At 71.2% G+C, this 26632-nt stretch carries 31 protein-coding genes and 1 riboswitch; of the genes, 14 read left to right on the plus strand and 17 right to left on the minus strand.

The window, feature by feature from the left end:
• Nucleotides 1-107: 107 nt before the first annotated feature.
• The 4 genes from Q9R20_RS01575 to Q9R20_RS01590 all read right to left on the minus strand — a co-directional run bounded on the left by Q9R20_RS01575 (nucleotide 108) and on the right by Q9R20_RS01590 (nucleotide 2801).
• Nucleotides 108-1277, minus strand: a complete 1170-nt coding sequence (locus Q9R20_RS01575; RefSeq protein ID WP_311247691.1) for an RtcB family protein — start codon at nucleotides 1275-1277, stop codon at nucleotides 108-110.
• Nucleotides 1278-1606: 329 nt separating this feature from the next.
• Nucleotides 1607-1960 carry a hypothetical protein gene (locus tag Q9R20_RS01580; protein WP_311247692.1) on the minus strand — a complete coding sequence of 118 codons (354 nt, stop codon included), beginning with the start codon at nucleotides 1958-1960 and terminating at the stop codon, nucleotides 1607-1609.
• Nucleotides 1961-2070: 110 nt separating this feature from the next.
• Nucleotides 2071-2250, minus strand: a complete 180-nt coding sequence (locus Q9R20_RS01585; protein ID WP_295836335.1) for a hypothetical protein — start codon at nucleotides 2248-2250, stop codon at nucleotides 2071-2073.
• Nucleotides 2247-2801 carry a MarR family transcriptional regulator gene (locus Q9R20_RS01590; protein WP_311247693.1) on the minus strand — a complete coding sequence of 185 codons (555 nt, stop codon included), beginning with the start codon at nucleotides 2799-2801 and terminating at the stop codon, nucleotides 2247-2249. The genes Q9R20_RS01585 and Q9R20_RS01590 overlap by 4 nt, the downstream gene beginning before the upstream one ends.
• A gap of 114 nt (nucleotides 2802-2915) precedes the next feature.
• Between Q9R20_RS01590 and Q9R20_RS01595 the strand changes: the two genes are divergently transcribed.
• The 3 genes from Q9R20_RS01595 to Q9R20_RS01605 all read left to right on the plus strand — a co-directional run bounded on the left by Q9R20_RS01595 (nucleotide 2916) and on the right by Q9R20_RS01605 (nucleotide 3958).
• Nucleotides 2916-3296 (plus strand): hypothetical protein, encoded by a 381-nt coding sequence (locus Q9R20_RS01595; protein ID WP_311247694.1) that lies wholly within the window; start codon nucleotides 2916-2918, stop codon nucleotides 3294-3296.
• Between the two features lies 1 nt (nucleotide 3297).
• A complete protein-coding gene (locus tag Q9R20_RS01600) occupies nucleotides 3298-3639 on the plus strand; it encodes a hypothetical protein (RefSeq protein WP_295836346.1) in 342 nt (113 codons plus the stop codon).
• Between the two features lie 169 nt (nucleotides 3640-3808).
• On the plus strand, nucleotides 3809-3958 hold the full coding sequence (locus Q9R20_RS01605) for a hypothetical protein (RefSeq protein WP_311247695.1): 150 nt from the start codon (nucleotides 3809-3811) through the stop codon (nucleotides 3956-3958).
• 4 nt (nucleotides 3959-3962) lie between these two features.
• Here the strand turns inward: Q9R20_RS01605 and Q9R20_RS01610 are convergent, their stop codons facing one another.
• The 5 genes from Q9R20_RS01610 to Q9R20_RS01630 all read right to left on the minus strand — a co-directional run bounded on the left by Q9R20_RS01610 (nucleotide 3963) and on the right by Q9R20_RS01630 (nucleotide 9213).
• A complete protein-coding gene (locus Q9R20_RS01610; protein ID WP_311247696.1) occupies nucleotides 3963-5033 on the minus strand; it encodes a spore photoproduct lyase family protein in 1071 nt (356 codons plus the stop codon).
• A gap of 9 nt (nucleotides 5034-5042) precedes the next feature.
• Nucleotides 5043-5867, minus strand: a complete 825-nt coding sequence (locus tag Q9R20_RS01615; protein ID WP_311247697.1) for a DNA-formamidopyrimidine glycosylase family protein — start codon at nucleotides 5865-5867, stop codon at nucleotides 5043-5045.
• 2 nt (nucleotides 5868-5869) lie between these two features.
• Nucleotides 5870-7351 carry an NAD(P)/FAD-dependent oxidoreductase gene (locus Q9R20_RS01620; RefSeq protein ID WP_311247698.1) on the minus strand — a complete coding sequence of 494 codons (1482 nt, stop codon included), beginning with the start codon at nucleotides 7349-7351 and terminating at the stop codon, nucleotides 5870-5872.
• On the minus strand, nucleotides 7348-7851 hold the full coding sequence (locus Q9R20_RS01625) for an SRPBCC family protein (RefSeq protein WP_311247699.1): 504 nt from the start codon (nucleotides 7849-7851) through the stop codon (nucleotides 7348-7350). Before Q9R20_RS01625 ends, Q9R20_RS01620 begins: the two co-directional genes overlap by 4 nt.
• 186 nt (nucleotides 7852-8037) lie before the next feature.
• Nucleotides 8038-9213 carry a GAF domain-containing sensor histidine kinase gene (locus Q9R20_RS01630; RefSeq protein WP_311247700.1) on the minus strand — a complete coding sequence of 392 codons (1176 nt, stop codon included), beginning with the start codon at nucleotides 9211-9213 and terminating at the stop codon, nucleotides 8038-8040.
• A gap of 114 nt (nucleotides 9214-9327) precedes the next feature.
• Here Q9R20_RS01630 and Q9R20_RS01635 point away from each other — a divergent pair, with 114 nt between their 5' ends.
• Nucleotides 9328-9612, plus strand: a complete 285-nt coding sequence (locus Q9R20_RS01635) for a hypothetical protein (protein ID WP_311247701.1) — start codon at nucleotides 9328-9330, stop codon at nucleotides 9610-9612.
• Between the two features lie 65 nt (nucleotides 9613-9677).
• On the opposite strand, the gene Q9R20_RS01640 is transcribed toward Q9R20_RS01635, so the two are convergent.
• From Q9R20_RS01640 to Q9R20_RS01660, 5 genes are all read right to left on the minus strand, one after another.
• The gene (locus Q9R20_RS01640; RefSeq protein ID WP_311247702.1) at nucleotides 9678-10994 is read right to left on the minus strand and encodes a hypothetical protein; all 1317 of its coding nucleotides are present in this window, start codon (nucleotides 10992-10994) and stop codon (nucleotides 9678-9680) included.
• 129 nt (nucleotides 10995-11123) lie between these two features.
• Nucleotides 11124-11447, minus strand: a complete 324-nt coding sequence (locus Q9R20_RS01645; protein WP_311247703.1) for an SMR family transporter — start codon at nucleotides 11445-11447, stop codon at nucleotides 11124-11126.
• Nucleotides 11448-11457: 10 nt separating this feature from the next.
• Nucleotides 11458-11522: riboswitch (guanidine-III (ykkC-III) riboswitch) on the minus strand.
• Between the two features lie 164 nt (nucleotides 11523-11686).
• Complete coding sequence (locus Q9R20_RS01650; RefSeq protein ID WP_311248386.1) at nucleotides 11687-12490, minus strand: CPBP family intramembrane glutamic endopeptidase; 804 nt, start codon at nucleotides 12488-12490, stop codon at nucleotides 11687-11689.
• 53 nt (nucleotides 12491-12543) lie between these two features.
• Entirely contained in the window at nucleotides 12544-13269 is a 726-nt protein-coding gene (gene trmB, locus Q9R20_RS01655; protein ID WP_311247704.1) for a tRNA (guanosine(46)-N7)-methyltransferase TrmB, read from the minus strand.
• Nucleotides 13270-13373: 104 nt separating this feature from the next.
• A complete protein-coding gene (locus Q9R20_RS01660; protein WP_311247705.1) occupies nucleotides 13374-14207 on the minus strand; it encodes a DUF3097 domain-containing protein in 834 nt (277 codons plus the stop codon).
• A gap of 124 nt (nucleotides 14208-14331) precedes the next feature.
• Between Q9R20_RS01660 and Q9R20_RS01665 the strand changes: the two genes are divergently transcribed.
• The 4 genes from Q9R20_RS01665 (at nucleotide 14332) to Q9R20_RS01680 (ending at nucleotide 18620) form a co-directional block, all read left to right on the plus strand.
• Complete coding sequence (locus Q9R20_RS01665) at nucleotides 14332-16440, plus strand: TPM domain-containing protein (RefSeq protein ID WP_311247706.1); 2109 nt, start codon at nucleotides 14332-14334, stop codon at nucleotides 16438-16440.
• Between the two features lie 93 nt (nucleotides 16441-16533).
• Entirely contained in the window at nucleotides 16534-17289 is a 756-nt protein-coding gene (locus Q9R20_RS01670; protein ID WP_295827603.1) for a PspA/IM30 family protein, read from the plus strand.
• A gap of 66 nt (nucleotides 17290-17355) precedes the next feature.
• Nucleotides 17356-18168 carry an arginase family protein gene (locus Q9R20_RS01675; protein WP_311247707.1) on the plus strand — a complete coding sequence of 271 codons (813 nt, stop codon included), beginning with the start codon at nucleotides 17356-17358 and terminating at the stop codon, nucleotides 18166-18168.
• Nucleotides 18165-18620, plus strand: coding sequence for a Fe-S oxidoreductase (locus tag Q9R20_RS01680; RefSeq protein ID WP_311247708.1), 456 nt, complete (start codon nucleotides 18165-18167; stop codon nucleotides 18618-18620). The genes Q9R20_RS01675 and Q9R20_RS01680 overlap by 4 nt, the downstream gene beginning before the upstream one ends.
• A gap of 15 nt (nucleotides 18621-18635) precedes the next feature.
• Here the strand turns inward: Q9R20_RS01680 and Q9R20_RS01685 are convergent, their stop codons facing one another.
• The 3 genes from Q9R20_RS01685 to Q9R20_RS01695 form a co-directional block, all read right to left on the minus strand.
• Nucleotides 18636-19100 (minus strand): SIP domain-containing protein, encoded by a 465-nt coding sequence (locus Q9R20_RS01685; protein WP_311247709.1) that lies wholly within the window; start codon nucleotides 19098-19100, stop codon nucleotides 18636-18638.
• A gap of 80 nt (nucleotides 19101-19180) precedes the next feature.
• Nucleotides 19181-19891, minus strand: a complete 711-nt coding sequence (locus tag Q9R20_RS01690) for a tyrosine-protein phosphatase (RefSeq protein WP_311247710.1) — start codon at nucleotides 19889-19891, stop codon at nucleotides 19181-19183.
• A complete protein-coding gene (locus Q9R20_RS01695) occupies nucleotides 19888-20439 on the minus strand; it encodes a carboxymuconolactone decarboxylase family protein (protein ID WP_311247711.1) in 552 nt (183 codons plus the stop codon). Before Q9R20_RS01695 ends, Q9R20_RS01690 begins: the two co-directional genes overlap by 4 nt.
• Before the next feature lie 163 nt (nucleotides 20440-20602).
• On the opposite strand from Q9R20_RS01695, the gene Q9R20_RS01700 reads away from it, so the two are divergent.
• From Q9R20_RS01700 to Q9R20_RS01725, 6 genes are all read left to right on the plus strand, one after another.
• Nucleotides 20603-21520: an alpha/beta hydrolase gene (locus Q9R20_RS01700; RefSeq protein ID WP_311247712.1), complete on the plus strand. Its 918-nt coding sequence runs from the start codon at nucleotides 20603-20605 to the stop codon at nucleotides 21518-21520.
• Nucleotides 21521-21660: 140 nt separating this feature from the next.
• Nucleotides 21661-23172: an ABC transporter substrate-binding protein gene (locus Q9R20_RS01705; RefSeq protein ID WP_311247713.1), complete on the plus strand. Its 1512-nt coding sequence runs from the start codon at nucleotides 21661-21663 to the stop codon at nucleotides 23170-23172.
• Nucleotides 23169-24119 carry an ABC transporter permease gene (locus tag Q9R20_RS01710; RefSeq protein WP_311247714.1) on the plus strand — a complete coding sequence of 317 codons (951 nt, stop codon included), beginning with the start codon at nucleotides 23169-23171 and terminating at the stop codon, nucleotides 24117-24119. The genes Q9R20_RS01705 and Q9R20_RS01710 overlap by 4 nt, the downstream gene beginning before the upstream one ends.
• Nucleotides 24116-24985: an ABC transporter permease gene (locus Q9R20_RS01715; protein WP_311247715.1), complete on the plus strand. Its 870-nt coding sequence runs from the start codon at nucleotides 24116-24118 to the stop codon at nucleotides 24983-24985. The genes Q9R20_RS01710 and Q9R20_RS01715 overlap by 4 nt, the downstream gene beginning before the upstream one ends.
• Complete coding sequence (locus Q9R20_RS01720) at nucleotides 24982-25806, plus strand: ABC transporter ATP-binding protein (protein ID WP_311247716.1); 825 nt, start codon at nucleotides 24982-24984, stop codon at nucleotides 25804-25806. The genes Q9R20_RS01715 and Q9R20_RS01720 overlap by 4 nt, the downstream gene beginning before the upstream one ends.
• Entirely contained in the window at nucleotides 25803-26594 is a 792-nt protein-coding gene (locus Q9R20_RS01725; RefSeq protein ID WP_311247717.1) for an ATP-binding cassette domain-containing protein, read from the plus strand. The genes Q9R20_RS01720 and Q9R20_RS01725 overlap by 4 nt, the downstream gene beginning before the upstream one ends.
• The last annotated feature ends 38 nt before the right edge of the window (nucleotides 26595-26632 follow it).

The raw sequence follows: 26632 nt of genomic DNA on the forward strand, positions 1-26632 counted from the left end.
CTCCATGCTCGCCGGGGCCGATGCTCGCGCGCATCAACCGGAAGGACGATTTCCTCCCCCGGACGACGGATGCCACGGGCGCGGTGTCGCGTCCGTGGCATCCGTTGTCAGTCGCCCTTCACGTTGACGATCTGCCGCAGGGTGTGCCGCACGGTCACCAGGTCGGCGGCATCCGCCATGACCCGGTCGATCGGCTTGTACGCCTGCGGGATCTCGTCGATGAAGGCGTCGGTGTCGCGGTACTCGATGCCCGCCATCGCCTCACGCAGCTGCTCGTGCGTGAAGGTCTTGCGGGCCGCGGACCGGGAGTACTCGCGACCTGCGCCGTGCGGAGAGGAGTTCAGGGCGACGGGGTTGCCCTTGCCCTCCACGACGTACGACGCCGTGCCCATCGATCCCGGGATCAGGCCCGGTCGACCGGCATCGGCCATGATCGCGCCCTTGCGCGACACCCACACCCGCTTGCCGAAGTGCATCTCGGACTCGGTGAAGTTGTGGTGGCAGTTGATGCGCTCGAGCTCCTCGACGGGCGTGTCGAGGAACCGACCCAGCTGGTTCGCGACGCGGTCCATCATCTCCTCGCGGTTGAGCAGCGCGAAGTGCTGCGCCCACCGCAGTTCGGCGATGTACCGGGCGAACTCGGGCGTCCCCTCGACGAGGTAGGCCAGGTCGGGATGCGGAAGCTCGATCCACCACTGCGTCGCCAGGCGCTGCGCCACCTTGATGTGGTGCTGCGCGATGCGGTTGCCGATGCCCCGGGAGCCGGAGTGCAGGAACATCCACACGTCATCGTTCTCGTCGAGCGAGATCTCGATGAAGTGATTGCCGCTGCCGAGCGACCCGAGCTGATTCCGCCAGTGCCCCGCGTAGGTCGCCGGATCGAACCCGGCCTTCTCGGCGAGTGCCTCGAGTTCCGCGACGCGCGGCTCGGCGGTGGCGACGATCTTGCGGTTGTCGCGTCCTGCCGAGAGCGGGATGGCGCGCTCGATCTGCTGGCGGAGCTCCGCGAGGTCCCGACCGTCGAGGTCGGGGGCGTCGAATTGCGTCTTCACGGCGATCATGCCGCACCCGATGTCGACGCCGACGGCCGCGGGCATGATCGCCCCGAGGGTCGGGATCACCGAGCCGACCGTCGCACCCAAACCCAGGTGGGCGTCGGGCATGAGGGCGAGGTGGGGGTAGATGAACGGCATGCGCGACGAGGTGCGGGCCTGTTCGACGGTCTTGTCGTCGATCAGGCTCGCCCACGACACGAGTCGTTCGGTGAGCTTCTGCATGGGTCCTTTCCTTCGTGTGGAGCGCTGCTGCGCGGGGAGCGAGCCCGGGTCGGGGCTGGAGCTTCCACGGAAAAGGAAAGCGCCCCGGACCTGACGGTGCGGGGCGCGAGAAGACGAGGTCTACGCGGCCGGCGCCGGAGGGGTCGACGAGTACAGGAACGGCAGGTTCGTTCCCTGCGGCTCCTGTCGCTGATTGCGCTGGGCGCTCATGCGTCGTCGTCTCCTGGCTCTGCGTGCCGGTCGGCACGGACTCCCGAAGCTAATGGATGCCGCGCCTCCAGCGCAAACATCTTTGTGTCGGCCGGGGGTTGTCTTGGCGGCGCGACGGGTCAGGCCTCGGTCGGCTGATCGAAGTCCCAGTCGATCGGCGCGTCGTCAGCCTCCGGGTCGGATTCCACGGCGTGCAGGTGCGTGCGCGGGAACAAGCGGTGGTTCTTCAGCTCCTCCGCGGCATGCGAGAAGTCCGGCTCCTCGTCGTTCCATTCGACCGGAGCGGAGAGGACGTCGTTTCCGACCCCGATCACGAGCTCCGCCTGCGCCACCTTCTTCTCCTCGGTGACGATGGGGATGCTCACGGCCTCCGCCTGGCCCTCCTTGGCCACCGCCGCCGTCAATTCGACCAATGACGCGGCGACGTCGTCAGATGTGATCACGGTCTCGCCGGCATAGGTCACGCATCGCATTCCCCTACCTTGCGGGACGACGACGCCTGCGGAGGGTGGGTTGCCCGAGTGCCGACGGTGGGATAGACACCGTCACCGAAGCGCCGCCGCCACGCGCGTGCGGGCGCGCCTCAATCGCGTCGCTGGGCGGACCGGAACATCGCCTCGTCGAGCTCGAACCACACCGCGCGCACGGTGTCGAACTCGCCGAACGGCGCAGGTTGAGGATCGCTGAGGGAAAGGCGGTAGCCGCGAGGCAGGTCGTCCACGTGCTGTCCGTCGCGCGGGCCGCCGACGAGCACGTAGATCACGGGGACTCGACCGCCCGAGTGTCGACCGCGACGCCGTCGACGGCGTCGCTCATACGCTGAAGGAAGGCGATGACTGCAGCCGACTCGTCGGGCGTCATGTCGATGACGGCAGCCAACATGCGGTCGTGCATGTTCCCGAGTGTCTGACGCACCTCCGCGTCGGCTCGGGGTGTCGCACTGATGAAGATGCTGCGACGATCGTCGGGGTTCGCCGTTCGGACGATGTGCCCGGATCGTTCGAGCCGGTCGAGGATCGCCGTGGTCGACGCCGTCGACAGGCCCAGGTACCGCGTGAGCTCCCCCGGACGCACCGTGCGTGTGGAGTCGCGGAGCAGGTAGCGCAGCACCAGCAGTTCGTTCTCGCCCATCGACATCGAGTCGCGCGTCCGGCGGCGCATCGCCACCTCGGCAGCGCGGTAGATGCGCAGGGCTTCGAGAACGGCTTTGCTGCGCTGACGACGGTCGGCGGGCTCATCCCCGTACCAATAGGTGACCCCATCGGTCGGCCCCGTCGACGCCGTTCGGCGGGACGTGGTTTCGACGTCTGTCATGACACACTCCTCCCCGCTCTGCCGACACTCTACACGAAAAGAATAGTTAGACAAACTAGTTACTAAGCGAGTATGTTCTAAGCACAGTTAATCGCTTCCGAAGGGAGTTCCCCCATGGGCCACCTGTTCTACGGCACCTCGACCGAGTCGATCCAGATCCCGGACCGCTTGCTCTCCCACCTCAAGGTCGTCGCGACGACCAAGCTCCGCCGCAGCGAGAGCTTCACCGTGACCTGGGCGCACATCGACGGCGCCCCGGGGCGCTCGACCCTGTGGCTGCAGCCCGCGATCCCCCTCCGCTTCGTCTTCGACTCCGCCGAGCCCGAGTCCCTCAACGCCACCGCGCTGAAGAACATGGCCGACATGGCCAACTCGTCCGCCGGACTCGTCATCGACCTCACCGCCGAGATTCCGGCGGCCGAGATCGCCTCCCGCCCGGCGCCGGCGCGTACCGCCGCCCCGGTTCGTCGTCGTCCTCTCTCCGTGGCGGCGTGACGTGAGCATCACCCCCGCCCCCTCCCCCACCCCGCTCTCCGCTGCCCGCGTCCTGTGGGCGAAAGTCGACACGGGATTCTGGGTCGCCCACCGCGGCGGCGAGTACTTCGGCTGCGTCGACGCCGTGTCGGGCGGATTCGTCTCGCGCGACGCGCACGGCATCCCGATCGGCCGGTACGAGACGCTCGAGATCGCCAAGGCGTCGCTGCGTTCCACGACGCACCCCGCCAACGTCCGCCACCGCCGCCGCCTGGACCGGGCGTCACTGGTCGCCGCCACCGCCGTCGGCGGTACGGCTCTCGCCTTCGCGCTCACCGCCGGTGCGCTCGCGCCCTACCTGTGAACGACATGGGCGATATCGACCTGCGCGACGACGCAGACCGTTTCGAAGACGCCGCGAGCGCCGAGTTCGCCGAACGTTTCGGCGTCGTACCGCTCTGATCGTCGACCCCCTGTACACGGCCGCTCCGCCGTGACAGGCTCGGCGCTCGATCCCACGGATGGAGAGACGAATGACCGATCACGATCGCCCCACCGACGACGCCCCCGACGACCAGTCGAACGGCGCCGGCAGCGAATCCCCCGAGGAGGGAGCTGCCGCGCAGCAGGACGCCGACGAGGCCGCCACGACCAATGGCTCGCCGACCGGCGACATCGGCTGAGCGCTCAGAAGGCGTACCGCACCCGGCAGTAGGGCAGCTTCTGCGAGATCAGGGCGGTGAGCGCCGCCACGCTCTGCGCCTTGAGGGGATGCCGGTAGCGCACGTTCACGGCACCGTTCTGCGAGCGTTTCTCTTCTTGCGTCGACGGCGTCCACAACAGCTCCTCACCCCGCGGGTGCCAGCCGAGGTTGACCTCGTGCAGGCCCTCGTTGTGCGTGAGGAAGATGACCTCGCACGCCAGTTGCGCCTTCGCGCGCGGGTGCAGCGCGGCGTCGAGTTCATCGAACAGCTGAGCCCAATCCTGCAGCCAGGTCGGGGTGAGGATGACGGGCGAGAAGTTCACGTGCACCTCGTACCCGGCGTCGACGAAGTCGTTGATCGCGGCGATCCGCTCGGCCATCGGCGACGTGCGCAGGTCGGTCACCTTGGCCGTCGACGCCGGCATGAGCGAGAAGCGGATGCGCGTGCGGCCCGCCGGGTCCCAGTCGAGCAGGTCGCGGTTGACGAACTTCGTCGCGAACGACGCCTTCGCCGTGGGAGTCATCCGGAACAGGTCGCACACGTCGCGGACGTTCTCGCTGATCAGCGCATCGACGGAACAATCGCCGTTCTCCCCGATGTCGTACACCCAGGCATCGGCGTCGCACTGGTTGGGCTCGGTCTTCGCTCCCCTCGCCGCGATGTGCCGGGCCAGGTGCCGTGTGATCTGGTCGATGTTCGCGAACACCGTGATCGGGTTGCTGTATCCCTTGCGGCGCGGCACGTAGCAGTAGGCGCACGCCATCGCGCAGCCGTTCGACAGTGACGGGGCGATGAAGTCGGCGGAGCGCCCGTTCACACGCGTCGCGACGCTCTTCTTGACCCCCAGCACGAGCGCCTCGGTCTTGATGCGCACCCATCGCGCGACGTTCGGCTCGTCGCCGTGCACCTCGGGGATCTGCCAGTGCGACGCGATGGACACGATGTCGGCGTCGGGCCAGCGCGCGACGATCTCGCGCCCGCGCTCGAGCTCGAGCGCCGCCTCTTCGGCGTAGATGCGTGTCACGCGCAGCAGGTTCTCTCGCTCGACGGCCATCGTTCCGTTCTACTCCGGGGTTCCGACATCGGTGCCGTCCGCAAGCGGCTGACAGCGCGGGCACCACCAGGTGCGGCGTCGCTCCGGGTCGTTCTGCACTTCGTCGCGCACGCGCACGCGCGTTCCGCAGCGCAAGCACGGTCGGCCCGCACGACCCACGACCCAGTGCGACGCCCCCGTGCGGCGATCACCCGTGGTGACCTGGTACATGCCCGGCACGGTCGCCGATACGCGGAGGCAGCGGGCCGCAGTCGCTACCAGCGCCGCGACGTCCGTCCCGCCGATCGGAGCGAGGGGATGGATGCCGCGCAGGAAGGCGACCTCGTTCACCCACAGGTTGCCCAGACCCGCGATGCGCGTCTGGTCGAGAAGGGCCGCGACGACGGTGCGCTCGGGCCGCACCGACAGACGGGCGACGGCTTCGGCGGCATCCCAGTCCTCGCGCAGGGGATCGGGGCCGAGATATCCGACGACATCGCTCTCCCGGGCGGTGGGCACCAGCTCGACGACGGGGAGGTCGAGACCCCAGACCTCCCGTCCGTCGAGCAGACGCAGCCGTACCCGCGCCTTCCCGCGGGCGGCGGTCGGCAGGGATCGTCCCGCCCGCGTGATCGTCCAGCTGCCTTGCATGCGCAGGTGAGTGTGCAGCGTCGAGCCGTCGTCGAACCTGGTGAGCAGATGCTTCCCGTGCGTGTCGTAGGAATCGATGGCGAGTCCGGCGAGCGAGCGACCGGCGGCGTTGCCGGAGCGGAGCTCGCCGTCGCCCACGTGGGCGCCCCGGGTCGCGGCATCCAGGCGCCCGCGCAAGCGGTAGACGCTGTCGCCCTCGGGCACGGCTAGCGCGCCGCGGCGATGAGCTGGTCGTCGCGCGGGGCGAGGTCGGGACGCAGCCGCGTGCCGAACTCGTGCCGGAGAGCGCTCAACGCCGCCTGCCACCCGGCGAGACCGTGCACGCCGGGCCCAGGACTTGTCGAGGACGAGCACAGGTACACGCCCTTCATCGGCGTGCGCCACGGATCGGGGCGGTAGACGGGTCGGCCGAGCAGCTGCGTGAGGGTGGGGGCTCCCGCCGAGATGTCGCCGCCGGCGAAGTTGGGGTTCCACGCGGCGACGTCGACCGCCGTGCGCGACGCCGTGGCGAGGATCGTGTCGCGGAACCCCGGCGCGAAGCGCTCGATCTGCCGGATGACGGCCTCTTCACGATCGACCGGGCTCCCCGAGGGCACGTGCGTGTAGGCCCACAGCACATGCTTACCGGCCGGGGCACGCGTGCTGTCGAACAGGGTGGGCTGGGCGGCGAGGACGTAGGGGGCGTCGGGGAGCTCGCCACGCGCGACAGCGTTCTCGGCCGCCGCGATCTCGGCGCGCGTTCCCCCGATGTGGATCGTCCCCGTCCGCGCGATGTCGGGGTGGGCCCACGGCACGGGGTCGGACAGCGCGAAATCGACCTTGGCGACCCCGTCGCCATAGCGGAAGCGCTCGAGGGCGCGGCGGTAGGAGGCCGGCATCCGGTCGCCGGCCAGGCGGATGAGCGCGCGCGGCGTGCTGTTGACCAGGACCGCGCGGGCGGGCGGCAGTTCGTCGAGTGAGGAGATGTCGACCCCGGCGTGGAGCACCCCGCCGTGCGCGCGGATGTCGGCGATCATCGCGTCGGCGATCGATTGACTGCCCCCGACGGGGATGGGCCACCCGCGGCCGTGCCCGTAGGTGGCGAGGACGAGACCGGCACCACCGGCCGCGAGGCTCGGCTGGTGCAGGATTGTGTGCGCCGAGACACCCGTGATGAGGCTGGGCACCACCTCCTCGCGGAAGCGTGCGTTCCACCACGGCCCGCCCTGCTCGAGGGCCCGGATGCCGAACAGCACGGCCGCGATCGGGTCGCCGGGGACGCGCAGCAGTGCGTTGCCGGTGAAGTCGGCGACTCCGCGGAGGTGATCGACGAGCGGGCGCATGAGCCGCTCGTACGCCGGACCGTCGACGCCGAGCCCCTCGGCCGCGCGCGACAGGTCGCGGTACGCCAGCGCCGCACGGCCACCGTCGAGCGGGTGCGCGTACGACACCTCGGGCACGATGAGCGGCACCCGCCGGTCGAGGCCGAACTCGCGGAAGAACCACGACTCGAGGGCGAGGGGGTGCACCGCCGACCCGAGGTCGTGCCGGAAACCGGGGAGTGTCAGCTCGGCGGTCGAGGCCGCGCCCCCGAACGTCGGGGATTTCTCGTACACGGCGACCGACAGACCCGCCCGCGCGAGCGTGACGGCCGCGGCCAGCCCGTTGGGGCCGGAGCCGACGATGATCGCGTCGTAGCTCTCGGTCATCGCTGGATCGGCTCCTTCTCGGCAGTGGACTCGTGGCCGATCGCATCGGCGCCGCCGGTCGTCCCGGGGGCGCCGCCCTCGGCGAGGTAGGCGAGACGGTGCAGCGTCTCGGCGTTGCGCCACCGCGTGATCGCGTCGAAGACGGTGTCGGGGAGGATCTTCGTAGGCCCGGTCACCGGTTCCTCCTGGATGCGCACGACGCACGCGTCGCCCCGCGGCTTGACGTCGATCGCGACGCGGGCGATGCCGATGGGGCCGCCGTGGGGTTCGAGCACGGCGCGGCGCGGCGGGTCCCACACGCGCATCACCGTGGTGTCGTTGACGAGGACCGGCCAGGAGCCGAAGGAGTGGTGCAGCGACGCCCCCTCGGCCGGCCACGCCTCGCCCACGTCGCGCATGCGCGAGGTGCCGACCACCCACAGGGGGTAGAGCCACCCGTTCGCGAGAACGCGGAACACGTCGTCGGGGGTGCAGTGCAGCAGACGGACGTTGCGGGCCATGACGCGTTCCTCCTCGTCGCCGGGGTGCGGGCGGATGCCGGCAGGAACCGCCTCGACACCGCCCACGCTACGGCCCGGCGGCGACACTCGTCGCGGAGGTTGCGCCCCGGCGCGTCGCCCGGTACCGGCGCGGCCGTCCGAACGCGCGGCCCACGGCGGCGGTCGATGTGCGGCAGCGTCCCGCGGTCAGGCCGCCGCCGGCAGGACGAACCATGCGCGCGTCCCGCCCTGGGGCGAGACGTCGAGCCCGATCGAACCGTGGTGGGCGTCGACGATGCGGCGGCACGTGGACAGTCCGATGCCGAGGCCCTGCACCTCGGCGCCGTGACCGCGCTGCATCGGTTCGAACACCCTCTCGCGAAGGTCGGGCGCGACCGGTTCGCCGTTGTCGTCCACCGACACCCGCCATCCGTCCGCGAGAGTCTCGACGGTGACGATGACCGTCGGCACGCGCCCGGCGGCCACGGTGAACTTCACTGCGTTGGCGATCAGGTTCTGCAACAGCACCCGGAGCAGCGTGTCATCGCCGCGGACGAAGGTTTCGGCATCCACCGTCACCGTCGCGCCCGTGCGCACGATCGTCCCGTCGAGGTCCTCGAGAACCGCGTCGACCGTGTCTGCCATGTCGACCTCCGTCAGGTGGGGCCGCGTCCCGCCCATCCGGGCGAAGTCGAGCAGGTCGGCGATCATCGACGTCATGCGCTGGGCGGCCGCCTCGGCGCGTTCCAGGGAGCGGGACGCGCGCGGAGCGTCGACCATCTCCGGACTGTCGGCCGCGAGCTCGAGGAAGCCCGTCAGGGCCGTGAGCGGGTTGCGCAGGTCGTGGCTCACCTGCACCGCGAAGTTCTCGAGCTGCGCATTGGACTCCCGCAGGTCGCGTTCGACACGGCGCAGCTCGAGGACATCGATCACCTGGTGGGCGAGCAGATCGAGGGCGCGGCTGCTGGCATCCGAGAGGTCGCCGACCTCGGAGTCGAAGACGCACAGCGTCCCGATCGCGACGCCGTCGGGGGTGATGAGAGGACTCGAGGCGTAGAAGCGGGTGAGGGCGATCTCGCCCGTCACGAAGGCGTTGTCGGCGAAGCGCGGGTCGAGGCGGGCATCGGGGACCACCACGCGGCGCGGGTCGTGGATGACCGCCGCGCACATCGAGTCCTCCCGCGAGCACGACGCCGCCTGGATGCCGACCGCTGCGACCTGATGCTGCATGCGATCGTCGATGATGTTGATCACCGCGGTGGGCACTCCGCACACGGTGGCCGCGAGTTCGACGAGGCCCTGCAGGTCGGGCTCGGACGGCTCCCCCACGAGCCGGTACTGCGCGATCGCCGCTCGGCGCGTCACGTCGTGTGCTGTCGACACTCGACCCCCTCGGTGTTCCACTTCGCCGAAGAGCCTAATGCTCGGCGGTTACACCGTTGCCACCGGATCGGGAAGGGGCTCGCGCCGCCGGCGTCGTCGGCGCAGAGTCGGTTCATGAGCACGCCGACCCCCTTCCCCGATTCCCCCACCGATCCCATCAGCCCCACGCCGTCCGAACCCACGGCGCCCAACCCCGCCGAGCCGACCGTGCCGACGCCGTCCGAGCCCACCGTGCCGCTGGAGCCCGAGACGCAGCCGGGTCCCGCGTCGGAGGACTCCGCCGCGGGCGCCTTCGCCGATGAGGAGGGCGATGCGGTCGGCTCCGCGGAGCTGGATGCCGACAACCCGGCTGAGGAGGCCACGGTCGAGGCCGTCGATCCCGGCGGTCGCCCCGACTGACACCGCGAGACGAGGAGAGGGGCGGTGCCGCACGGCACCGCCCCTCTCCTCGTCTCAGGATCGGATCACGGGTTGCCGCGCGTCCAGAGCAGCAGGATGCCCACCGCCTGCAGCACGATGCAGCCGGTGAGGATCGCGACGCGGCGGCGCGGGGTCGACGACCAGCGTTCATCGCCGAGCAGCGGGGCCATCGGCATGAGCAGACGGAACGTGCTCTGCTGCGGGAGGAACACCGCGAGGATGTACACGCCGTAGCTGAAGCCGTAGGTCACGACCATCAGGCCGAGCTTGCGGACCGGGCGCGACCACATGAGGGCGAGGAAGCCCACGATGAGGGCGATCACGAGGATCACACCGACCACGCCGAGGTGCGTCGACGCCTGCCGGAACCAGGGGGTGAAGGGGGTGAACTCGTCGTTTCCGACGTAGTCGAGCCACCATCCCAGCTCGGTGCGGATGTAGGCGTTGTGCGTGCCGGTGACGTACTGAGCGATGTGATTCCACGACAGACCCGCCACCGCGATCGCGAGACCGGATGCCATGAGCGACGCCCACTCGCGCATCGGGAACGGGTCGACCTTGCGGCGGAAGAAGCGCACCAGGAACACGATGCCCAGGGCGAGCCCGAGAGCGAGGACGCCGGGACGCGTGTACGCGGTGACGAGACCGATGGGCAGGATCCAGAGGTAGCGGCGTTTGATCGCCAGCAGCATGCCGGCGAAGATCAGCAGCATGAACAGGCCCTCGCTGTAGCCGATGACGAAGAGGAACGACATCGGCGCGAAGGAGAAGAACACCACGGCCCACCACGCCGGCTGCGGCTTGGTGACGGTGCGCATGAGCACGAACAGCAGCCACGTCGCACCGAGGCTCGCACCGAGGCTCAGCAGCACCGCGACCGGCTGCCAACCGAGCCCCGTCGCGCCGGAGACCACGCGAACGAGCGTGGGGAACACGGGCAGGAAGGCCCAGTTGTTCGGGAGGATGTCGCCCGAGACGTTCATCGGCAGCGACATCGGGTAGCCCTGGGCCGCGATCTGCCCGTAGCGGTCGGCATCCCACCCGGTGAGGTAGTCGAAGAAGGTGCCCAGACGCTCGCTGTCGGGACCGAAGCCCCAGCGCGCCGCCTTGGCGATCGAATAGAAGCCCCACAGGAGGCCGAAGTTGACCACGCGGGCGATGGCCCAGAGGATCAGGACCTTGGTGAAGGCGCCGCGCTCGATGGGGACGATGCCCTCGGGCTTGCGGAGGACGTCGTGCCCGTACTGGCGCAGGGCACGGCCCACGCGGGAGTCGCGAAGGCGGTCGATGCGTCGACTCGGACGCCCGATGACCCGCGACGGTTGCGTCGGGGTGACAAGCTCGCTCGGCGGTGCGCTCACTCGGAACCTTTCACAGGGGAAGATGTGGGCGAGTGACGACGGTGTCGGGCCCGGATAAGTGCAGTGGGCCAGATCGTAGCGGATCAAACTGCACGTTCCCTCCCGTTGACTTCCGGGCCGACCGTCCGGTCAGTGCGCGTCGCCGACCAGCTTCAGGCCGATCACGCAGCCGACGAGCCCCAGCACGAGCAGGACCTTGAGCACCGAGACCGTCTCGGTTCCGCCCACCATGGCGACCACGACGGTGAGCGCGGCGCCGATCCCGACCCACACCGCATAGGCGGTGCCGGTGGGGATCTCGCGCATCGCGAAGGCCAGCCCGCCCATGGATGCCACGAGCGCGACGCCGAAGATCACGCTCGGCCAGAGCTTGGTGAAGCCCTCCGAGCGGCCGAGGGCGGTGGCCCAGACGGCCTCGAGGATTCCGGACACGATGAGGACGATCCACGACATGGCTGTGCTCCTTGGCCAGTCTTGTCGCTGTCCGGGTACTGATCCCTCGTCCGGGGACGCGGCGGGCGTCCGATCTCCAGCGTAGCGGCGGTGGCTGGGCAGCGCCGGTGCACGCGTGCCCAGCCCCGATAAACGCTCGCGCGAGTGAGACATGCCGTCACAGGTCGTGTTTCACTCGCCGGAGCGTTTATCGGTGTAGACCCCAGACAGAACGGGGCGCCGGGGCGCGGCATCCGGGGTCAGATCAGGAAGATGGATGCCGCATCGGGATTGTGCGCGTGGACGAGCACGCCGAAGACCACGGCGTCGAACAGCAGGTGCACCGTCACGACGTACCAGAGCGAGCGGGTCTTCAGGAAGAGGAAGCCCTGCACGATCGCGAACGGGATCGTGAGCAGCGGTCCCCACGCCTGGTAGCCGAGCTCCCACAGGAACGAGACGAACACGATCGCCTGCAGCAGGTTCGCGGTGAGGTCGGGGAAGTGCCGGCGCAGCAGCACGAAGACCGTGCAGATGAAGAACAGTTCGTCCCAGATGCCGACCGCGCCGACGCCGACGAACAGCCGGGCGATGAGGTCGGGCGTGGTCACCTCGGGCCAGTTCGTGTAGACGCCGGAGGTGATGAAGTAGAACGGCAGGATCAGGTAGCCGAGCACGATCACGCCGCCGAGCCACGCCCACTGCCACCAGGTCCACCGACCGCCCCCTCGCCACGGGAACGAGATCGCGCGGTCGCGGTAGACGAAGCGCGAGATCACGTAGGGCACGACCACCGCGCCCCCGAGGGCGAGCGTGAAGCGCACGAAGGCCGCGTTGTCGAGCTCGGCGTGCAGCGGGATGAGGCTGACGATGAACTGGCCGATCGCCACGAGCGACACGTCGCGGGCGATGCTCGGCTCGTCGCTCCGGGCGAGGGGAACGCCCGCGCGACGGTCGACGAGAACACCGGATGCCACCGCGAGGGCGAGCAGGACCCAGCCCAGCCACACGATCTGGACGACGAACAGCACCGGGGCGGCGAGGCACACCAGCAGCGCCGGCATGAGCTTGAGCGTCCACGTGGAGCGCTCGCGGACCGGCACCGCGGTGTGCGCGGTCACGGCGTGACCCGGGTGTACGTCAGGTCGCGGATGTCGCGCCCGACGCGCAGGCCCTTGCGCTCGAAGGCGGTGAGCACGCGCCCCTCGAAGCGCTCGGCCCACTCCCCCGCGAACGCCCGCTCGAAGCCGGGCGCCTCGTCGAGGACGTCGCGCATCTGATCGGCGTAGTCCTGCCAGTCGGTCGCGAGGCGGAGCGTGCCGCCGGGGCGCAGCGCCTGGGCGGCGATGCGGGCGAACTCCGGCGCCACGAGGCGCCGCTTGGTGTGCTTGTTCTTGTGCCACGGGTCGGGGAAGAAGACCCAGAGCTCGGAGGCGCTTGCCGCGGGCAGGAGGTGTTCGAGCGCCTCCGGGGCGTTGGCCTCGACGAGGCGCAGGTTCTTCACGCCCTCGCGATCGGCGTCGAGCATCGTGCGGGCGAGGCCCGCGGTGAAGACCTCGACGGCGAGGAAGTCAGTGTCGGGGTGCGCGGCCGCGGCGGACACGATCTGGTGGCCTTGGCCGGAGCCGATCTCCACGACCAGCGGAGCCCGGCGCCCGTAGACGTCCGCGGGGTCGATCGCCGTGCCGGCCTTCACGCTGGTCGCGGCGGCGGCGCGCTCGACGGGCAACAGGTAGAACGGCGAGAGCTCGGCCCAGGCGCGGTCCTGCGCCTCCGACATGCGGCCGCTGCGCCGCACGAACGACACCGGCTTGTCGCGGAAGACGGGCGCGCTGGCATCCATGTCCCCCAGGCTATCCGCCGCGTGAGGGGTCGCTTTCTGTCGCTCAGCCGACGCCGAAGCGACAGTTTCCGACCCCTCACGCGAGAGCGCGCGCTTGCGGCCGCTCACGGGACGGTCACGAAATCGATGAGCTCCTCGACGCGGCCGAGCAGGGCCGGTTCGAGGTCGCGGAACGTGGTGACCTTCGACAGGATGTGCTGCCAGGCGCGGGCCGTGTCGGCCTGCTCCTCGGCGGGCCAGCCGAGGGCGCGGCACACGCCGACCTTCCACTCGATGCCTCGGGGCACCTCGGGCCACGCGGCGATGCCGAGCGCCCGCGGGGTGACGCACTGCCACACGTCGACGAAGGGATGGCCGACGATGCGCACATGTGCGCCGTGGCGGCCGCGCGCGATCTTCTCGGCGATGCGCGACTCCTTGGAGTTCGGCACGAGGTGATCCACGAGCACGCCGTAGCGGCGCTCGGCGGTGGGGGGCTCGGCATCCAGCTTGTCCTCGAGCAGGTCGACCCCCTCGAGGAACTCGACGACCACACCCTCGGCGCGGAGGTCGGCGCCCCACACCTTCTCGACGAGCTCGGCGTCGTGCTTGCCCTCGACGAAGATCCGGCTGGCGCGGGCGGTGCGGGCGCGCTGGTCTTCTGCCGCGAACGACCCGGAGGCGGTGCGTGTGCGCCCCTTCGGCGCCGCGGCGGGGGCCTTCAGCACGACCGGATTGCCGTCGACGAGGAAGCCGCCGCCGAGGGGGAACAGTCTTCGCTTGCCGAAGCGGTCCTCGAGCTCGACGTTCATGCCGTCGATGCGGGTCACCGCTCCGACGAAGTCGCTGCCCGCGACCTCGACCACGAGGTCGGTGGATGCCGCGACCTCGGCGGGTCGGACGCGTCCCGCGTCGCGCCACCCGCGGGCGAGCACGTCGGTTCCGTAGCGGTCGTCCATGGTGTACCTCCGAGCGTTCGAGCCTATGCGCCCGCCCGGGGCGGTCTCGACGGGCGCGCCGCTTCTTCCCGGGTGTCGGAGGTCGTTTATAGGGTGGAACCATCCGGCGACCGAAGGGGGATGCATGCGACAGCCGAAGGCGGCAGGGGCGGTCCTGACGCTCATCCTCGCGATCGTCGGGGTTCTCCTCGCTCCGCTTCCGGCCGCGGCGGTCCCCCCGCTCTCACTGGGCTCGAGCTACGTGCTCGACCAGGCGAACGCCCTCTCCGACGCGCAGGAGACCGAGGTGCAGCGGAGCCTGCTCGCCTTCTCCGAGCAGACGGGACTCGATCTCTGGGCCGTGTACGTCGACGGCTTCGACAACCCCTCGGGCGCCGACGACTGGGCGAACGAGACCGCCAACCGCAACAATCTCGGGCCGCACCAGTATCTCCTCGCGGTGGCGGTCGTGGGCGACACGTTCCAGTACTACCTCTCGGGCGATGTCGACGGCGGCAGCATCACGGCGGCGCAGCTCACCGCGATCGAGCAGGAACGCGTCCAGCCGGCGCTCGAAGCCGGCGATGACGCCGGCGCCGCGATCGCCGCCGCCGACGGCCTGCGCATCGCGCACGCCCAATCGGGCGGCAACCTGCCGAACCCGCCGCCGACCCCGGCAACCGAGAACGGTCCCAACCTCGTGCCGATCGTGCTGGTCGGCGTGCTCCTTCTCGCCATCGCCGCGGCGCTCATCTGGCTGGCCGTCCGGCGGCGCCGTCGGGCGACGACGGGCGGTGCGGGATCCGCTCCGAGCGAGAGCATCGACGACCTGTCCCGGCGCGCCGGCTCGGCCCTCGTGGCCACCGACGACGCCCTCAAGACCAGCGAGCAGGAGCTCGGCTTCGCCCGCGCGCAGTTCGGCGACGAGGCCGCCGCGCCGTTCGTCGAGGTGCTCGCTCAGGCGAAGACCGATCTCGATCGCGCTTTCGCGATGCAGCAGCAGCTCGACGACGACACCCCCGAGACTCCCGAGCAGCAGCGCGCGGGTTACAGCGAGATCCTGCGTCTCTGCGCGTCCGCCGACGATGCTCTGGATGCCAAGGCGGCCGCCTTCGACGAGCTGCGCGCCCTCGAGGCCGACGCTCCCGCGGCCCTCGCGGCGACGCGTGAGCGGCATGCGACCGTGGCCGCGGCGCTCGCCGCCGCAGAGGACGGGCTCACACGACTGACCGGACGGTTCAGCGACGACGCGCTGTCGTCCGTCGTCGACAATCCGGCCCAGGCGCTCACCCGCCTCGAGCTGGCGAGCAGCCAGGAGGCCGCGGCCGACACCGCCCTGGCCGCGGGCAAAACCGGTGAGGCCGCGGTCGCGATCCGCGCCGCCCAGGCGGCGGTGGCCCAGGCCGACACCCTCGAGCGCGCCGTGGCGACCCTCGAGGAGGCCCTGTCGGACGCGCAACAGCGCGCCTCGGCTCTCGTGGCCGAGATCGAGGGCGACCTCGCCGCGGCGGCGCACCTGCCCGACGCTGACGGGCGCATCGCCGCCGCGGCTGCTTCGGCCCGGTCGCAGCTCGACGAGGCGCGCGCGGAACTCGCGGCGGACCGTCCTCACCCCCTGCGGGCGATCGAGACGCTGCAGCAGGCGAACGGCACCATCGACGCGGTGCTCGACGAGGCGCGCGACGCCGCCGAGCGCCGGCGGCGCGCGGAGAGTCAGCTCGACACCGCCCTCGCGCAGGCGCGCGCCCAGGTGACCGCGACCGAGGATTTCATCGCCGCCCGCCGGGGCGCGGTGGGAGCGACGGCGCGCACCCGGCTCGCCGAGGCCGGTGCCGCGCTCGTGCAGGCCGAACAGCTGCGCGCGGCCGATCCGGTCGGAGCCCTGGCTCACGCGCAACGCGCCGCCCAGCTCGCGAGCGCCGCGGGCTCCGCCGCGCAGAACGACGTGGGGTCCTTCGGGGGCCCGGGCGGCGGGGGCGGCGGGGGCGGCGGGGGCGGCGACATGATGGGGGCGATCCTGGGCGGCATCGCCGTCAACGCCCTGCTCGGCGGCGGACGCTCCCGCGGCGGCTTCGGCGGCGGCGGGTTGGGCGGGCTCGTCGGCGGCTTCGGCGGATCATCGGGCGGTCGCTCTCGCAGCGGCGGCTTCGGCGGAGGCTTCTCCGGCGGCGGGCGCTCGCGCAGCGGCGGTGGAGGAGGCTTCTCCGGTGGCGGGCGCAGCCGCGCCGGCGGAGGACGAGGAGGGCGGCGATGATCCACCCCTCGCGGGCGCACCGCTCGATCACAGACAATTCGTAGTATCCGCCACCAGACTCGACACCGTCGCCCTCAGGAAGGAACACCCCGCATGGCCAAGCAGTCCATCTTCGGTCGCATCCAGACTCTCGTCCGCGCGAACGTCAACGCGCTCCTCGACCAGGCCGAGGACCCGCAGAAGATGCTCGACCAGCTCGTCCGCGACTACTCGAACTCGATCGCCGACGCAGAGTCGGCCATCGCCGAGACCATCGGAAACCTGCGTCTGCTCGAGCGCGACCACCAGGAAGACGTTCAGGCCGCGGCCGAGTGGGGCAACAAGGCCCTCGCCGCCAGCCGCAAGGGCGACGAGCTGCGCGCCGGCGGCAACCTGAGCGAAGCCGACAAGTTCGACAACCTCGCCAAGATCGCCCTCCAGCGTCAGATCACCGCCGAGGGCGAGGCCAAGGCCGCCGCTCCCACCATCGCCGCGCAGACCGAGGTCGTCGACAAGCTCAAAGACGGCTTGAACGGCATGAAGACCAAGCTCGAGCAGCTCAAGGCCAAGCGCAACGAGCTCACGGCCCGCGCCAAGGTCGCCGAGGCTCAGAACAGGGTGCACGATGCCGTCAAGTCGATCGACGTGCTCGACCCGACGAGCGAGCTCGGCCGCTTCGAAGACAAGATCCGCCGCCAGGAGGCTCTCGCCGCCGGCAAGCAGGAGCTCGCCGCCTCGAGCATCGACGCGCAGTTCAACGCCCTCGAAGACGTGGGTGAACTGACCGAGGTCGAGGCCCGCCTCGCCGCGCTGAAGGTCGGTGGACCGCAGCGCGCCGCGATCGACGCGCCCAGCCCCGACCAGGTCTGACGACGCCGGGAGTGCACCGCCCGTTCATCGGGCGGTGCACTCCCGTCTTTCAGCGGAGGAGATCGCATGACCCGATTCATCGTGGCCCCGCAGTGGCAGGGCTCGTCGTCGTCGCGCGCGATGCAGCTGATTGACGGCGCCGAGGCGATCGCCGGCGACCTGCCGCGCGCCGCCACCACGATGCTGGAGGTGCCCGCCGAGGCGGGGGACGCGCAAGGGTCCGGTATCCACCGCCTCAGCGCCCTCGTCCGGATGCGGCAGAGCATCGAAGACGCCGTCGGCGCCTCCCCGGAGCCCGCGATCGTGGTGGGCGGGGACTGCGGCGTGGCTCTCGGCGCGGTCTCGGCCGTCGCCGCCGACGATCTCGCGCTCGTCTGGCTCGATGCCCACGCCGACCTTCACACCCCCGACACCAGCGTCAGCGGTGCATTCCACGGCATGGTGCTGCGCGCCCTGGTCGGAGACGGGAACGAGCTGCTGCGCCTGGCGCCCGGCATCCCTCCCTCCCGCGTGGTGCTGGCCGGCACCCGCACGATGGGGGCCGAGGAGCACCGGTTCGCGAACGAGAACGGCATGCGCCGGCTGCTCCCCGCCGACCTCGCCGATCCCGATAGCCTCGCCGACGCGGTGGCGGCGACCGGCGCATCCCGCGTGTTCGTCCACGTCGACCTCGACGTGCTCGATCCCGCCGACATCACCGGCGTCGCCCTGCCCGAGCCCTTCGGCGCGCGGACCGCCGACGTCGCGGCATCCATCCGCCGTCTTCGAGAGCGGATGCCGCTGGCGGGGGCGACCCTGACCGAGTTCTCCCCGTCGTCGCCGGCCGCCGCGGTCGACGATCTCGGGACGATCCTCCGCCTGATCGGGGCTCTCGCGTGAGCCCCATCCCCCGCCCCCCGGTCGACTGGCGCGAGCACGCCGACCGGGCCGTCGCCCGCGGCCGTCGTCTCGATCGCTTCATCCCGCGTCTGCTGCTGGACTCCCCCGTCAGCCGCGTCGGCTATTGGTACGGCTGCACGGTCGGCTGGGTGTGGGGGTCGCTGTGGAGCACCGGTCGCGTCGAGAAGCGGCACGGCCTCTGGGTGTTCCGCGGATTGCCGGCGTGGGCCTTCCCGCGCGGCGGCGTGTGCGTGGGCGGGTGCTTCCTCACCGGCGACGACCGCCCCACCGACGTCGTGCTCGGCCATGAGGCGGTGCATCAGCGCCAGTGGCGCCGCTACGGCTTCCTCATGCCCGTGCTGTACGCCCTGGCCGGCCGCGACCCGTTGCGCAACCGTTTCGAGATCGAGGCGGGGTTGATCGAGGGGAACTACGTCCCCCGGGGAAGTTGAAGGTTCCTGGAGCGGTCAGCGGGCGGTGGCGAGTCCGAAGCGTTCGGGGGTGTGGATCGCCTGGGCGTCGACGCCGTGGCGGCTCACGAGCTCGTCGACGATCTCGGCCGTGCCGAGGTAGCCGCCCAGCAGCACGATCCGCGTCGCATCGTCGTCGCAGCACAGCATTTCGCCGGCCCAACCCGACACGGCGCGGACGAGCGCCTGGCCCGGCGCGCAGGCGCGACCGGTACCGGGGGCCCCGCCGCGGCGGGAACGGTCGAGCCAGGTGAGGGTCATACGCGCGGGAGCGGCGACGGGGCCGATCCAGGTGGCGTCGGGAACCTCGATGAACACGCGCCCGGTCGAGCAGATCGGCAGGGTGGCCAGCAGCGTCTCGAGCTCGGCGAGAGAGGTCTCGTCGGCGGTGATGAGGTGCTGGACACGGGTGTGCCGCGACGCGCGGCAGGCGGCGTCGTTGTGCTCGGTGGAGGGGGCCATGATGCCTCCCACTATACCGCCGAAGAAGGGTTGCCTAACCTGAGTTCCCGCTCGGTATCTCGATGTCGACCGGTTGCCGCTCAGCCGACCAGCACCGCGCGCAGCCGCTCGACCTCGGCCGCGGTCATCCCGTTCGCGACGAGGAAGTCCGCGACAGAACCGGCCTCGCGATCGATCCGTTCCAGGAGGGTGCGCATGACCGGCGCGGGCGAGCGGGTCGCCAGGGCCTCGGCGTGACGGTTGTCGGGGTGCACCGCCCGGATGGCCGCGAGGACCCGCGCGTTGCGCTCGGCCGGCAGGAAGTCCTCGGTGCGGGCATAGTCGGCGATGACCGCCTCGCGGTCGACGCCGGCCGCGGCGAGCGCGAGCGCGACGGTGACGCCCGTGCGGTCCTTGCCCACGGTGCAGTGCACGAGCACGGGCTGCGCGTCCAGGATGCCGCGGATCGCGGACACGACCCGGTCGGCGGAGTCGTCGACCAAGGCGGCGTACATCTCGTCGAGGCCGAGGTCGCGCGTGAAGAACGACGCGACCGAGCCGAGGAAGAGGGGTTCGTGCTGGATCTCGACGGAGTCGTCGAGGCGACTCGGCGCATGGGCGACCTCGGACTCGTCGCGCAGGTCGATGACCCGCCGGATGCCGAGGTCACGGAGCGTCTGCGCGCCCGCGTCGTCCACGGCGACGAGGTTGCCGGAACGGTAGAGCACACCCGATCGGGTGCGGCGCCCGCCCGCCGGCAGCCCTCCCGTATCGCGGAAGTTGACCGCGCCCGAGACGAGCGATGCGCTCATGCGTCGCCCTCCGGATGCACGTGCGGCGCGCGCGGGGCCGTCGTCGCCGGGGGCGCGGCATCCGGGGACACGACTGCGGGGGCGCCGGAGCGGGGCGGCACCGGGTAGCGGCCGGCGATCGCGACGCGGTTGAAGGCGTTGATGGCCACGAGCACCCAGCTGAGGGCGACGTACTCAGGCTCGCTCAGGATGCCGCCCGCCTGGTCGTACACGTCGTCGGGCACGCCTCCCTCGTGGATGAAGGTGAAGGCCTCGGTCAGTTCGAGAGCCGCTCGCTCGCGCTCGTCGAACACCCCGGACTCGCGCCAGGTCGCGATCTGCGCGATGACGTCGGCGTCGAGGCCGGCCTTGACCGCCGCGTCGACGTGCACGCGCACGCAGAACGCGCAACCGTTGAGCTGCGAGGCGTGGATCTGGACGATCTCGCGCAGCCGCGCGTCGATACCGGCCTCCGCGGCGATGCGGCCGACCGTCGTCGAGAACGAGCGCAGCGCCTCGTACGCCTCGGGAGCCTTCTTCGACAGGTGCACGCGCCGTTCCTCGCCCATGGCGACAGCCTATGTCCGCCCCGCTCCCCCGGCGCCGGGGCCGACGCACGGCGACACGCACGGATCGCCCGCTCCCCTCCCACGGGGCGGACGCGCGGCGACACGGACGGTTTGCCCGCGACGCGCTGGCGGCATCCGCTCCCCGGATGACAGGCTGTCCCGCATGCCCGCGCTCGACGAGTTCTCGTTCCTGCCCGCTCAATCCACCGACCTCGGCCGCGACCTCCCCGCCGTGCACCGCGTGGACACGACGCTGGCCGACGGCCGTCGCCTCAGCGGGCTGCGCTGGGGCGAGTCCGCCCCGGTGGTGACGCTTCTGCACGGCGCGGGACTGAACGCCCACACGTGGGACACCACGCTGCTGCACCTGGGCGTCCCCGCCCTCGTCCTGGACCTCCCCGGTCACGGCGACTCGTCGTGGCGCGACGACGCGGCCTACGTCGCCCGCGTGCTCACCCCCGACATCGTCACCGCGCTGGAACAGTGGACCGACGCCCCGCAGACGCTCGTGGGTCATTCGCTGGGCGGGCTCACCGCGGCCGCGGTCGCGGCATCCCGACCCGACCTCGTCGCACGTCTCGTCATCGTCGACATCACCCCCGGGGTCGATCCGAGCGCGGGTCCCGCACAGATCCGCGCCTTCTTCGCCGGCCCCACCGACTGGACCTCCCGCGAGGAGCTCGTCGACAGGGCGCTCGCCTTCGGTCTCGGCGGCTCCCGCGAGGCGGCCACGCGAGGCGTCTTCCTCAACTCCCGGGTGCGGGCCGATGGACGGGTGGAGTGGAAGCACCACTTCGCCCATCTCGCGGCGGCGGCCGCGAACGCCGGGGAGGACCCCTCGACCCCCGATGCCGTCAAGGCGGTGCTGTCGGAGACCGGCTGGGACGACATCGCGGCCGTCGAGGCACCCGTCACCCTCGTGCGCGGCACGCGCGGTTTCGTCACGGAACCGGATGCCGAGGAGTTCCTCCGCCGCGTCCCGGGCGCCGACGTGCGCGAGCTGCCGACCGGCCACAACGTGCACGAGGAGGACCCGGGGGCACTGGCCGCGATCCTCCGCGACATCATCGATCGCGGCTGACCGCAGCCGTCCGCGTCATACGCCGTCGCGCACCGTCACACGCGACGTCGCGGGAATGCGGGTGAAAGTAGGCTGTTGGCACCCCTGCACGGCATCCACAGCACCCGGATGCCCTCGGCCTGCGAAAGGACAACCCCGCAATGCTGCGCCGCACCGCCCTCGCCACGAGTGCGCTCCTGATCGGAGCCCTCCTGCTCACCTCGTGCACCGGCTCCCCCACCTCCACCGGCCCGACCGGAGAGGCCGACCCGAACGCGACCCTCACCGTTCGTCTCAGCCTCGAGCCGTCGAACCTCGACATCCGCCGCACCAGCGGCGCCGCGCTCGAGCAGGCCCTCATCGACAACGTCTACCAGGGCCTCGTCACCCGCGACGGCGACCAGGACAACGCCATCGTGCCGGCGCTGGCCACCGAGTGGAACGTTTCGCCCGACGGCCTCACCTACACCTTCACCCTGCGCTCGGGCGTGACCTTCCACGACGGGTCGGAGCTGACCGCCGACGACGTCGTGACGTCGCTGCAGACGGCGAAGGACGACGCGACCATCCAGAACAGCGCGGACTTGGCGAACGTGGCGTCGATCGCCTCGCCCGACGCCTCGACCGTCGTCGTCACGCTCTCGCAGCCGAACATCGACTTCCTGTTCGCCCTCACCGGTCGCGCGGGTCTGATCTTCAAGAACGGCGACACGACGAACTTCCAGACCGCGGCCAACGGCACCGGCCCGTTCCGCGTCGAGTCCTGGAACACCGGGCAGAGCCTCACGCTCGCCCGCTACGACGGGTACTGGGGCGACAAGGCCCGCGTCGCCTCCGTCGTGCTCGACTACATCCCCGACCAGAGCGCGGCAGTCAACGCGGCCGTCAGCGGAGACGTCGACGTCGCCCTCGAGATCGACCCCGAACTGCGCGGCCAGATCGAGGGCACGGGCAACTTCGCGATCGAGTCGGGCCTGACCACCGACAAGGGCACCCTGGCGTTCAACAACCAGCGCGCACCGCTCAACGACCAGCGCGTGCGCGAGGCGCTGCGTCTGTCCATCGACCACGACGCCCTCATCGAGACGCTGGGATCCGGCAGCACCCTCTACGGTCCCATCCCGCCGCTCGACCCCGGCTATGAAGACCTCTCCGGCAGCATCTCGTACAACCCCGACCGCGCGCGTGAGCTCCTCGCCGAGGCGGGCGCGGAGAACCTCGATCTCACGCTGACGATCCCCAACGTGTACCCCACGACGATCCCCACCTTCCTAGTGTCCTCGTTCGCCGACGTGGGCGTGACCCTGAAGGTCGACTCGGTCGACTTCACCGCGTGGCTGCAGGACGTCTACACGAACAAGGACTACGACCTCAGCTTCGTCCGCCACGTCGAGGCTCGCGACTTCAGCAACTGGGCCAACCCCTCGTACTACTTCGGCTACGACAACCCCGAGGTGCAGGCCCTCTACACGCAGGCGCTCGCCACCACCGACGAGCAGCAGTCCTCCGACCTGCTCGCCGAGGCGGCGCGCATCGTGAGCGACGAGGATGCCGCCGACTGGCTGTTCCTGTCCACGCCCCTGACCGCGGTGGGCACCAACGTCGGCGACTTCCCGAAGAACTCGCTCAACGTGCGGTTGCCGCTGGCGGGCGTGACGGTCGCGGCGGAGTGATCCGTTACACGCTGACGCGGCTGGGCCTGCTCGTGGTGGGCCTGGCCGTGGCCAGCGTGCTGATCTTCGTCTCGCTGCGCGTCCTCCCCGGAGACGTCGCGCAGCTCATCGCCGGAGCGGAATCGACGCCCGAGCAGGTCGCCGCCGTCAGAGCGAGCCTCGGGCTCGACGCGCCCCTGCTGTCGCAGTACGTCGACTGGATCGGCGGGGTGTTCCGCGGTGACCTCGGCACCTCGCTGATCACCGGCACCTCCGTGGCGGCCGAATTGGCCGACAAGGCCCGCGTGACGGTACCCCTGGCGGTGATGTCCCTGACGGTCGCCCTCGTCGTCGGCATCCCGTTCGGGGTGCTCTCAGCGCTCGGCCGTCGCCGGGTCGCGGGCACCGCGCTCAGCGTCGTCGCGCAGGCGCTGGCGGCCGTCCCGGTGGTGTGGGCGGGTCTCATGCTCGTGGTGGTGTTCGCCGTCTGGCTCGGCTGGCTGCCGCCGCAGGGCTTCCCCCGCGCGGGATGGAACGACCCCGCCGCGGCGGTGCGCGCCCTCGTCCTGCCCGCCCTGACGATCGGCGTCGTCGAGGGCGCGATGCTCCTGCGGTTCGTGCGCAGCGCGACGCTCCAGGCGGTCGGCCAGGACTACGTCCGCACCGCCGCCGCGAAGGGCCTGACCCGCACGCGCGCCCTGCTCTCCCACGGTCTGCCGAACGTGGGGCTGTCGGTCATCACGGTGCTCGGCCTGCAGGTCGCCGGGATCATCGTCGGCGCAGTCGTCATCGAACAGCTGTTCACCCTCCCGGGCGTCGGACGCATGCTGGTCGCCGACGTCGCTTCGCGCGACCTGCCCAAGGTGCAGGGCGAGCTGCTGGCCCTCACCGGCTTCGTCCTGATCGTCGGCTTCCTCGTCGACCTCGCCCATCGCCTCATCGACCCCCGGCAGAGGGAGGCCGCATGAGCACCATGAGACGCCTCTGGAGCCTGTGGACCGGGCGGTTCGGCATCCTGATCGTCGTCCTCGTCATCGCGACCGCGCTGGTGTCGCTCGTCTGGACGCCCTTCGACCCCGCCGCCGTCGACGCCCGCGCGCGGTGGGCGGACCCGTCGTGGCCGCACGTGCTCGGCACCGACAACAGCGGCCGCGACATCGCGAGTCTGCTCATGGCCGGAGCGCGCACGACCGTGATCGTGGCCGTCGGCGCGGGTGCGGTGGCATCCGTCCTCGGTATCGCCCTGGCAGCCCTGGGCGCTCTCACGGCACGCTGGGTCCGGGAGGGCGTGGCGGTGCTCGTCGACATCCTCATCGCGTTCCCGGTGCTCATCATCGCGATGATGATCTCCGCGGTGTGGGGCGGTTCCCTCGCCGTGGTGATCTGGTCGGTGGGCATCGGCTTCGGCGTGAACGTCGCGCGCGTGACGCGGCCGGAGCTGCGACGCGTGCTGCACAGCGACTTCGTGCTCGCCGGCCGCGCGAGCGGGCTGTCGACCGGGCAGAACCTCACCCGGCACCTGCTCCCCAACGTGGCGCCGGTGTTCATCGTGCAGCTGTCGTGGGGCATGGCCGTGGCCGTGCTCGCCGAGGCAGGGCTGTCGTACCTGGGCTTCGGAGCTCCCGTGACCCAGCCCTCGTGGGGCGTCCTGCTCAGCGACCTCCAGGCCTACATCGCCGTGCACCCGCTCACCGTCGTCTGGCCGGGCGTGGCGATCACGCTGACCGTGCTGGGCCTGAACCTGCTCGGCGACGCCCTCCGCGAGGCCGCCGACCCCACCCTCGGCGAGCGCACCCCCGCGGCGCGCACGCACGTGCCGGGGGTGGTCGTGTGAGCCTGGTCGTGCGAGACCTGCGCATCGACATCGGCGGTCGCACGGTGGTCGACGGCGTGTCGTTCGACGTCCCCGACGGCGCGCGGGTCGGACTCATCGGCGAATCCGGCTCGGGGAAGTCGTTGACGGCCCTGGCGGTGCTCGGTCTCCTCCCCGAGGGGGCGCGGGCCTCGGGCAGCATCCGGTGGGACGGTCGCGAGATCCTCGGACTCCCCGATCGCGAGCTCGCGCGCCTGCGCGGCGACGACATCGGCATCGTCTTCCAGGAGCCCCGCACGGCTCTGAACCCCATCCGTACGGTGGGTCGGCAGATCGGCGAGTCGGTGCGCATCCACGAGGGCATCTCGCGCCGCGAGGCGCTGCGTCGCGCCGTCGTCGAGGCCGAGCGCGTGGCCCTGCCCGACCCCGATCGGATCGTCTCGCGCTACCCGCACCAGCTCTCCGGCGGCCAGCGTCAGCGCGTCGCGATCGCGATGGCGCTCGCGTGCCGCCCGCGGCTGCTCATCGCCGACGAGCCGACCACGGCCCTCGACGTCACGATCCAGGCGGGCGTCCTGTCGCTCCTGCGCTCCCTCGTCCAGGATGCCGGCATGTCCCTCGTCTTCATCACGCACGACCTCGCGGTCCTCGCGCAGGTCGCCACCCACGCCGTCGTCCTCGAGCACGGAAGAGTGGTCGAGGAGGGCGCGGTCGTCGATCTCCTGAAGGCGCCGTCCTCGCCCGTCACGCAGGCGCTGCTGCGGGATGCGACAGCCACCCTGTGGCATCCCGAACTCCCCGCCCGCGGGAGCGCGGTCGACCCCTCCGAGGAGACCCCGTGACCGAGACGCTGTTGCGCGCGCGGGGCCTGTCCCGCACCTATCCCACTCCGCGGGCGCGGGGCATCGGGCGGGCCGAGCGAACCGTGGGTCTCGCCGACGTCGACCTCTCGGTGCTCGCCGGCAGTGCGGTGGGCATCATCGGCGAGTCGGGGTCGGGCAAGTCCACGCTGGTGCGTCTGCTGCTCGGTCTCGACGCGCCGAGCGCCGGAACCGTCGAGGTCGACGGTCGGGCCGTCGACGCGCGCGGCTCGGCACGGTCGCTGCACTGGCTGCGCCGGGCGACCGGGATCGTGTTCCAGGACCCCTACGCCTCGCTCGATCCCCGCATGAGCGTCGAGCGCATCGTCGGCGAGCCGCTCTGGGCCCTCGGCATCGACGGCGACCGCCGCGCGCGGGTGCGCGAGGTCCTCGAGCAGGTGGGTCTGGACGCCGACATGGCTACGCGCTTCCCGCACGAGTTCTCCGGCGGCCAACGCCAGCGCATCGCCCTCGCCCGCGCGATCGTGCACCGGCCTCGGATCCTCGTCGGCGACGAGCCGCTGTCGGCGCTCGACGTCACCGTGCGCGCGCAGATCCTGCGCCTCATCGCGCGTCTGCGGACCGAGAAGCAGCTCACCCTCGTGCTCGTCTCGCACGACATCGGCGTCGTGCAGAACGTGTGCGACCAGGTCGTGGTGATGAAGGACGGCCGCATCGTCGAGCAGGGGCCGACCGAGAAGGTGCTGCTGCAGCCGCAGGCGGCGTACACGCGCCAGTTGCTGGCATCCATTCCGACGTTGCCGGCCTGAGGGCGGGCTGCGCCGTGCTGCGGCGACGGTGGCGGCAG

The sequence above is a fragment of the Microbacterium sp. PRF11 genome (genome assembly GCF_031844085.1).
Lineage (GTDB): Bacteria > Actinomycetota > Actinomycetes > Actinomycetales > Microbacteriaceae > Microbacterium.

Bases quoted from the DNA above. Each gene is read 5' to 3' on its own strand.
- Q9R20_RS01575 (WP_311247691.1), bottom strand. From the start codon at position 1,277: ATGCAGAAGCTCACCGAACGACTCGTGTCGTGGGCGAGCCTGATCGAC.
- Q9R20_RS01580 (WP_311247692.1), bottom strand. From the start codon at position 1,960: ATGCGATGCGTGACCTATGCCGGCGAGACCGTGATCACATCTGACGAC.
- Q9R20_RS01590 (WP_311247693.1), bottom strand. From the start codon at position 2,801: ATGACAGACGTCGAAACCACGTCCCGCCGAACGGCGTCGACGGGGCCG.
- Q9R20_RS01595 (WP_311247694.1), top strand. From the start codon at position 2,916: ATGGGCCACCTGTTCTACGGCACCTCGACCGAGTCGATCCAGATCCCG.
- Q9R20_RS01605 (WP_311247695.1), top strand. From the start codon at position 3,809: ATGACCGATCACGATCGCCCCACCGACGACGCCCCCGACGACCAGTCG.
- Q9R20_RS01610 (WP_311247696.1), bottom strand. From the start codon at position 5,033: ATGGCCGTCGAGCGAGAGAACCTGCTGCGCGTGACACGCATCTACGCC.
- Q9R20_RS01620 (WP_311247698.1), bottom strand. From the start codon at position 7,351: ATGACCGAGAGCTACGACGCGATCATCGTCGGCTCCGGCCCCAACGGG.
- Q9R20_RS01625 (WP_311247699.1), bottom strand. From the start codon at position 7,851: ATGGCCCGCAACGTCCGTCTGCTGCACTGCACCCCCGACGACGTGTTC.
- Q9R20_RS01635 (WP_311247701.1), top strand. From the start codon at position 9,328: ATGAGCACGCCGACCCCCTTCCCCGATTCCCCCACCGATCCCATCAGC.
- Q9R20_RS01645 (WP_311247703.1), bottom strand. From the start codon at position 11,447: ATGTCGTGGATCGTCCTCATCGTGTCCGGAATCCTCGAGGCCGTCTGG.
- Q9R20_RS01650 (WP_311248386.1), bottom strand. From the start codon at position 12,490: ATGCCGGCGCTGCTGGTGTGCCTCGCCGCCCCGGTGCTGTTCGTCGTC.
- trmB (WP_311247704.1), bottom strand. From the start codon at position 13,269: ATGGATGCCAGCGCGCCCGTCTTCCGCGACAAGCCGGTGTCGTTCGTG.
- Q9R20_RS01660 (WP_311247705.1), bottom strand. From the start codon at position 14,207: ATGGACGACCGCTACGGAACCGACGTGCTCGCCCGCGGGTGGCGCGAC.
- Q9R20_RS01665 (WP_311247706.1), top strand. From the start codon at position 14,332: ATGCGACAGCCGAAGGCGGCAGGGGCGGTCCTGACGCTCATCCTCGCG.
- Q9R20_RS01670 (WP_295827603.1), top strand. From the start codon at position 16,534: ATGGCCAAGCAGTCCATCTTCGGTCGCATCCAGACTCTCGTCCGCGCG.
- Q9R20_RS01675 (WP_311247707.1), top strand. From the start codon at position 17,356: ATGACCCGATTCATCGTGGCCCCGCAGTGGCAGGGCTCGTCGTCGTCG.
- Q9R20_RS01685 (WP_311247709.1), bottom strand. From the start codon at position 19,100: ATGGCCCCCTCCACCGAGCACAACGACGCCGCCTGCCGCGCGTCGCGG.
- Q9R20_RS01690 (WP_311247710.1), bottom strand. From the start codon at position 19,891: ATGAGCGCATCGCTCGTCTCGGGCGCGGTCAACTTCCGCGATACGGGA.
- Q9R20_RS01695 (WP_311247711.1), bottom strand. From the start codon at position 20,439: ATGGGCGAGGAACGGCGCGTGCACCTGTCGAAGAAGGCTCCCGAGGCG.
- Q9R20_RS01700 (WP_311247712.1), top strand. From the start codon at position 20,603: ATGCCCGCGCTCGACGAGTTCTCGTTCCTGCCCGCTCAATCCACCGAC.
- Q9R20_RS01705 (WP_311247713.1), top strand. From the start codon at position 21,661: ATGCTGCGCCGCACCGCCCTCGCCACGAGTGCGCTCCTGATCGGAGCC.
- Q9R20_RS01715 (WP_311247715.1), top strand. From the start codon at position 24,116: ATGAGCACCATGAGACGCCTCTGGAGCCTGTGGACCGGGCGGTTCGGC.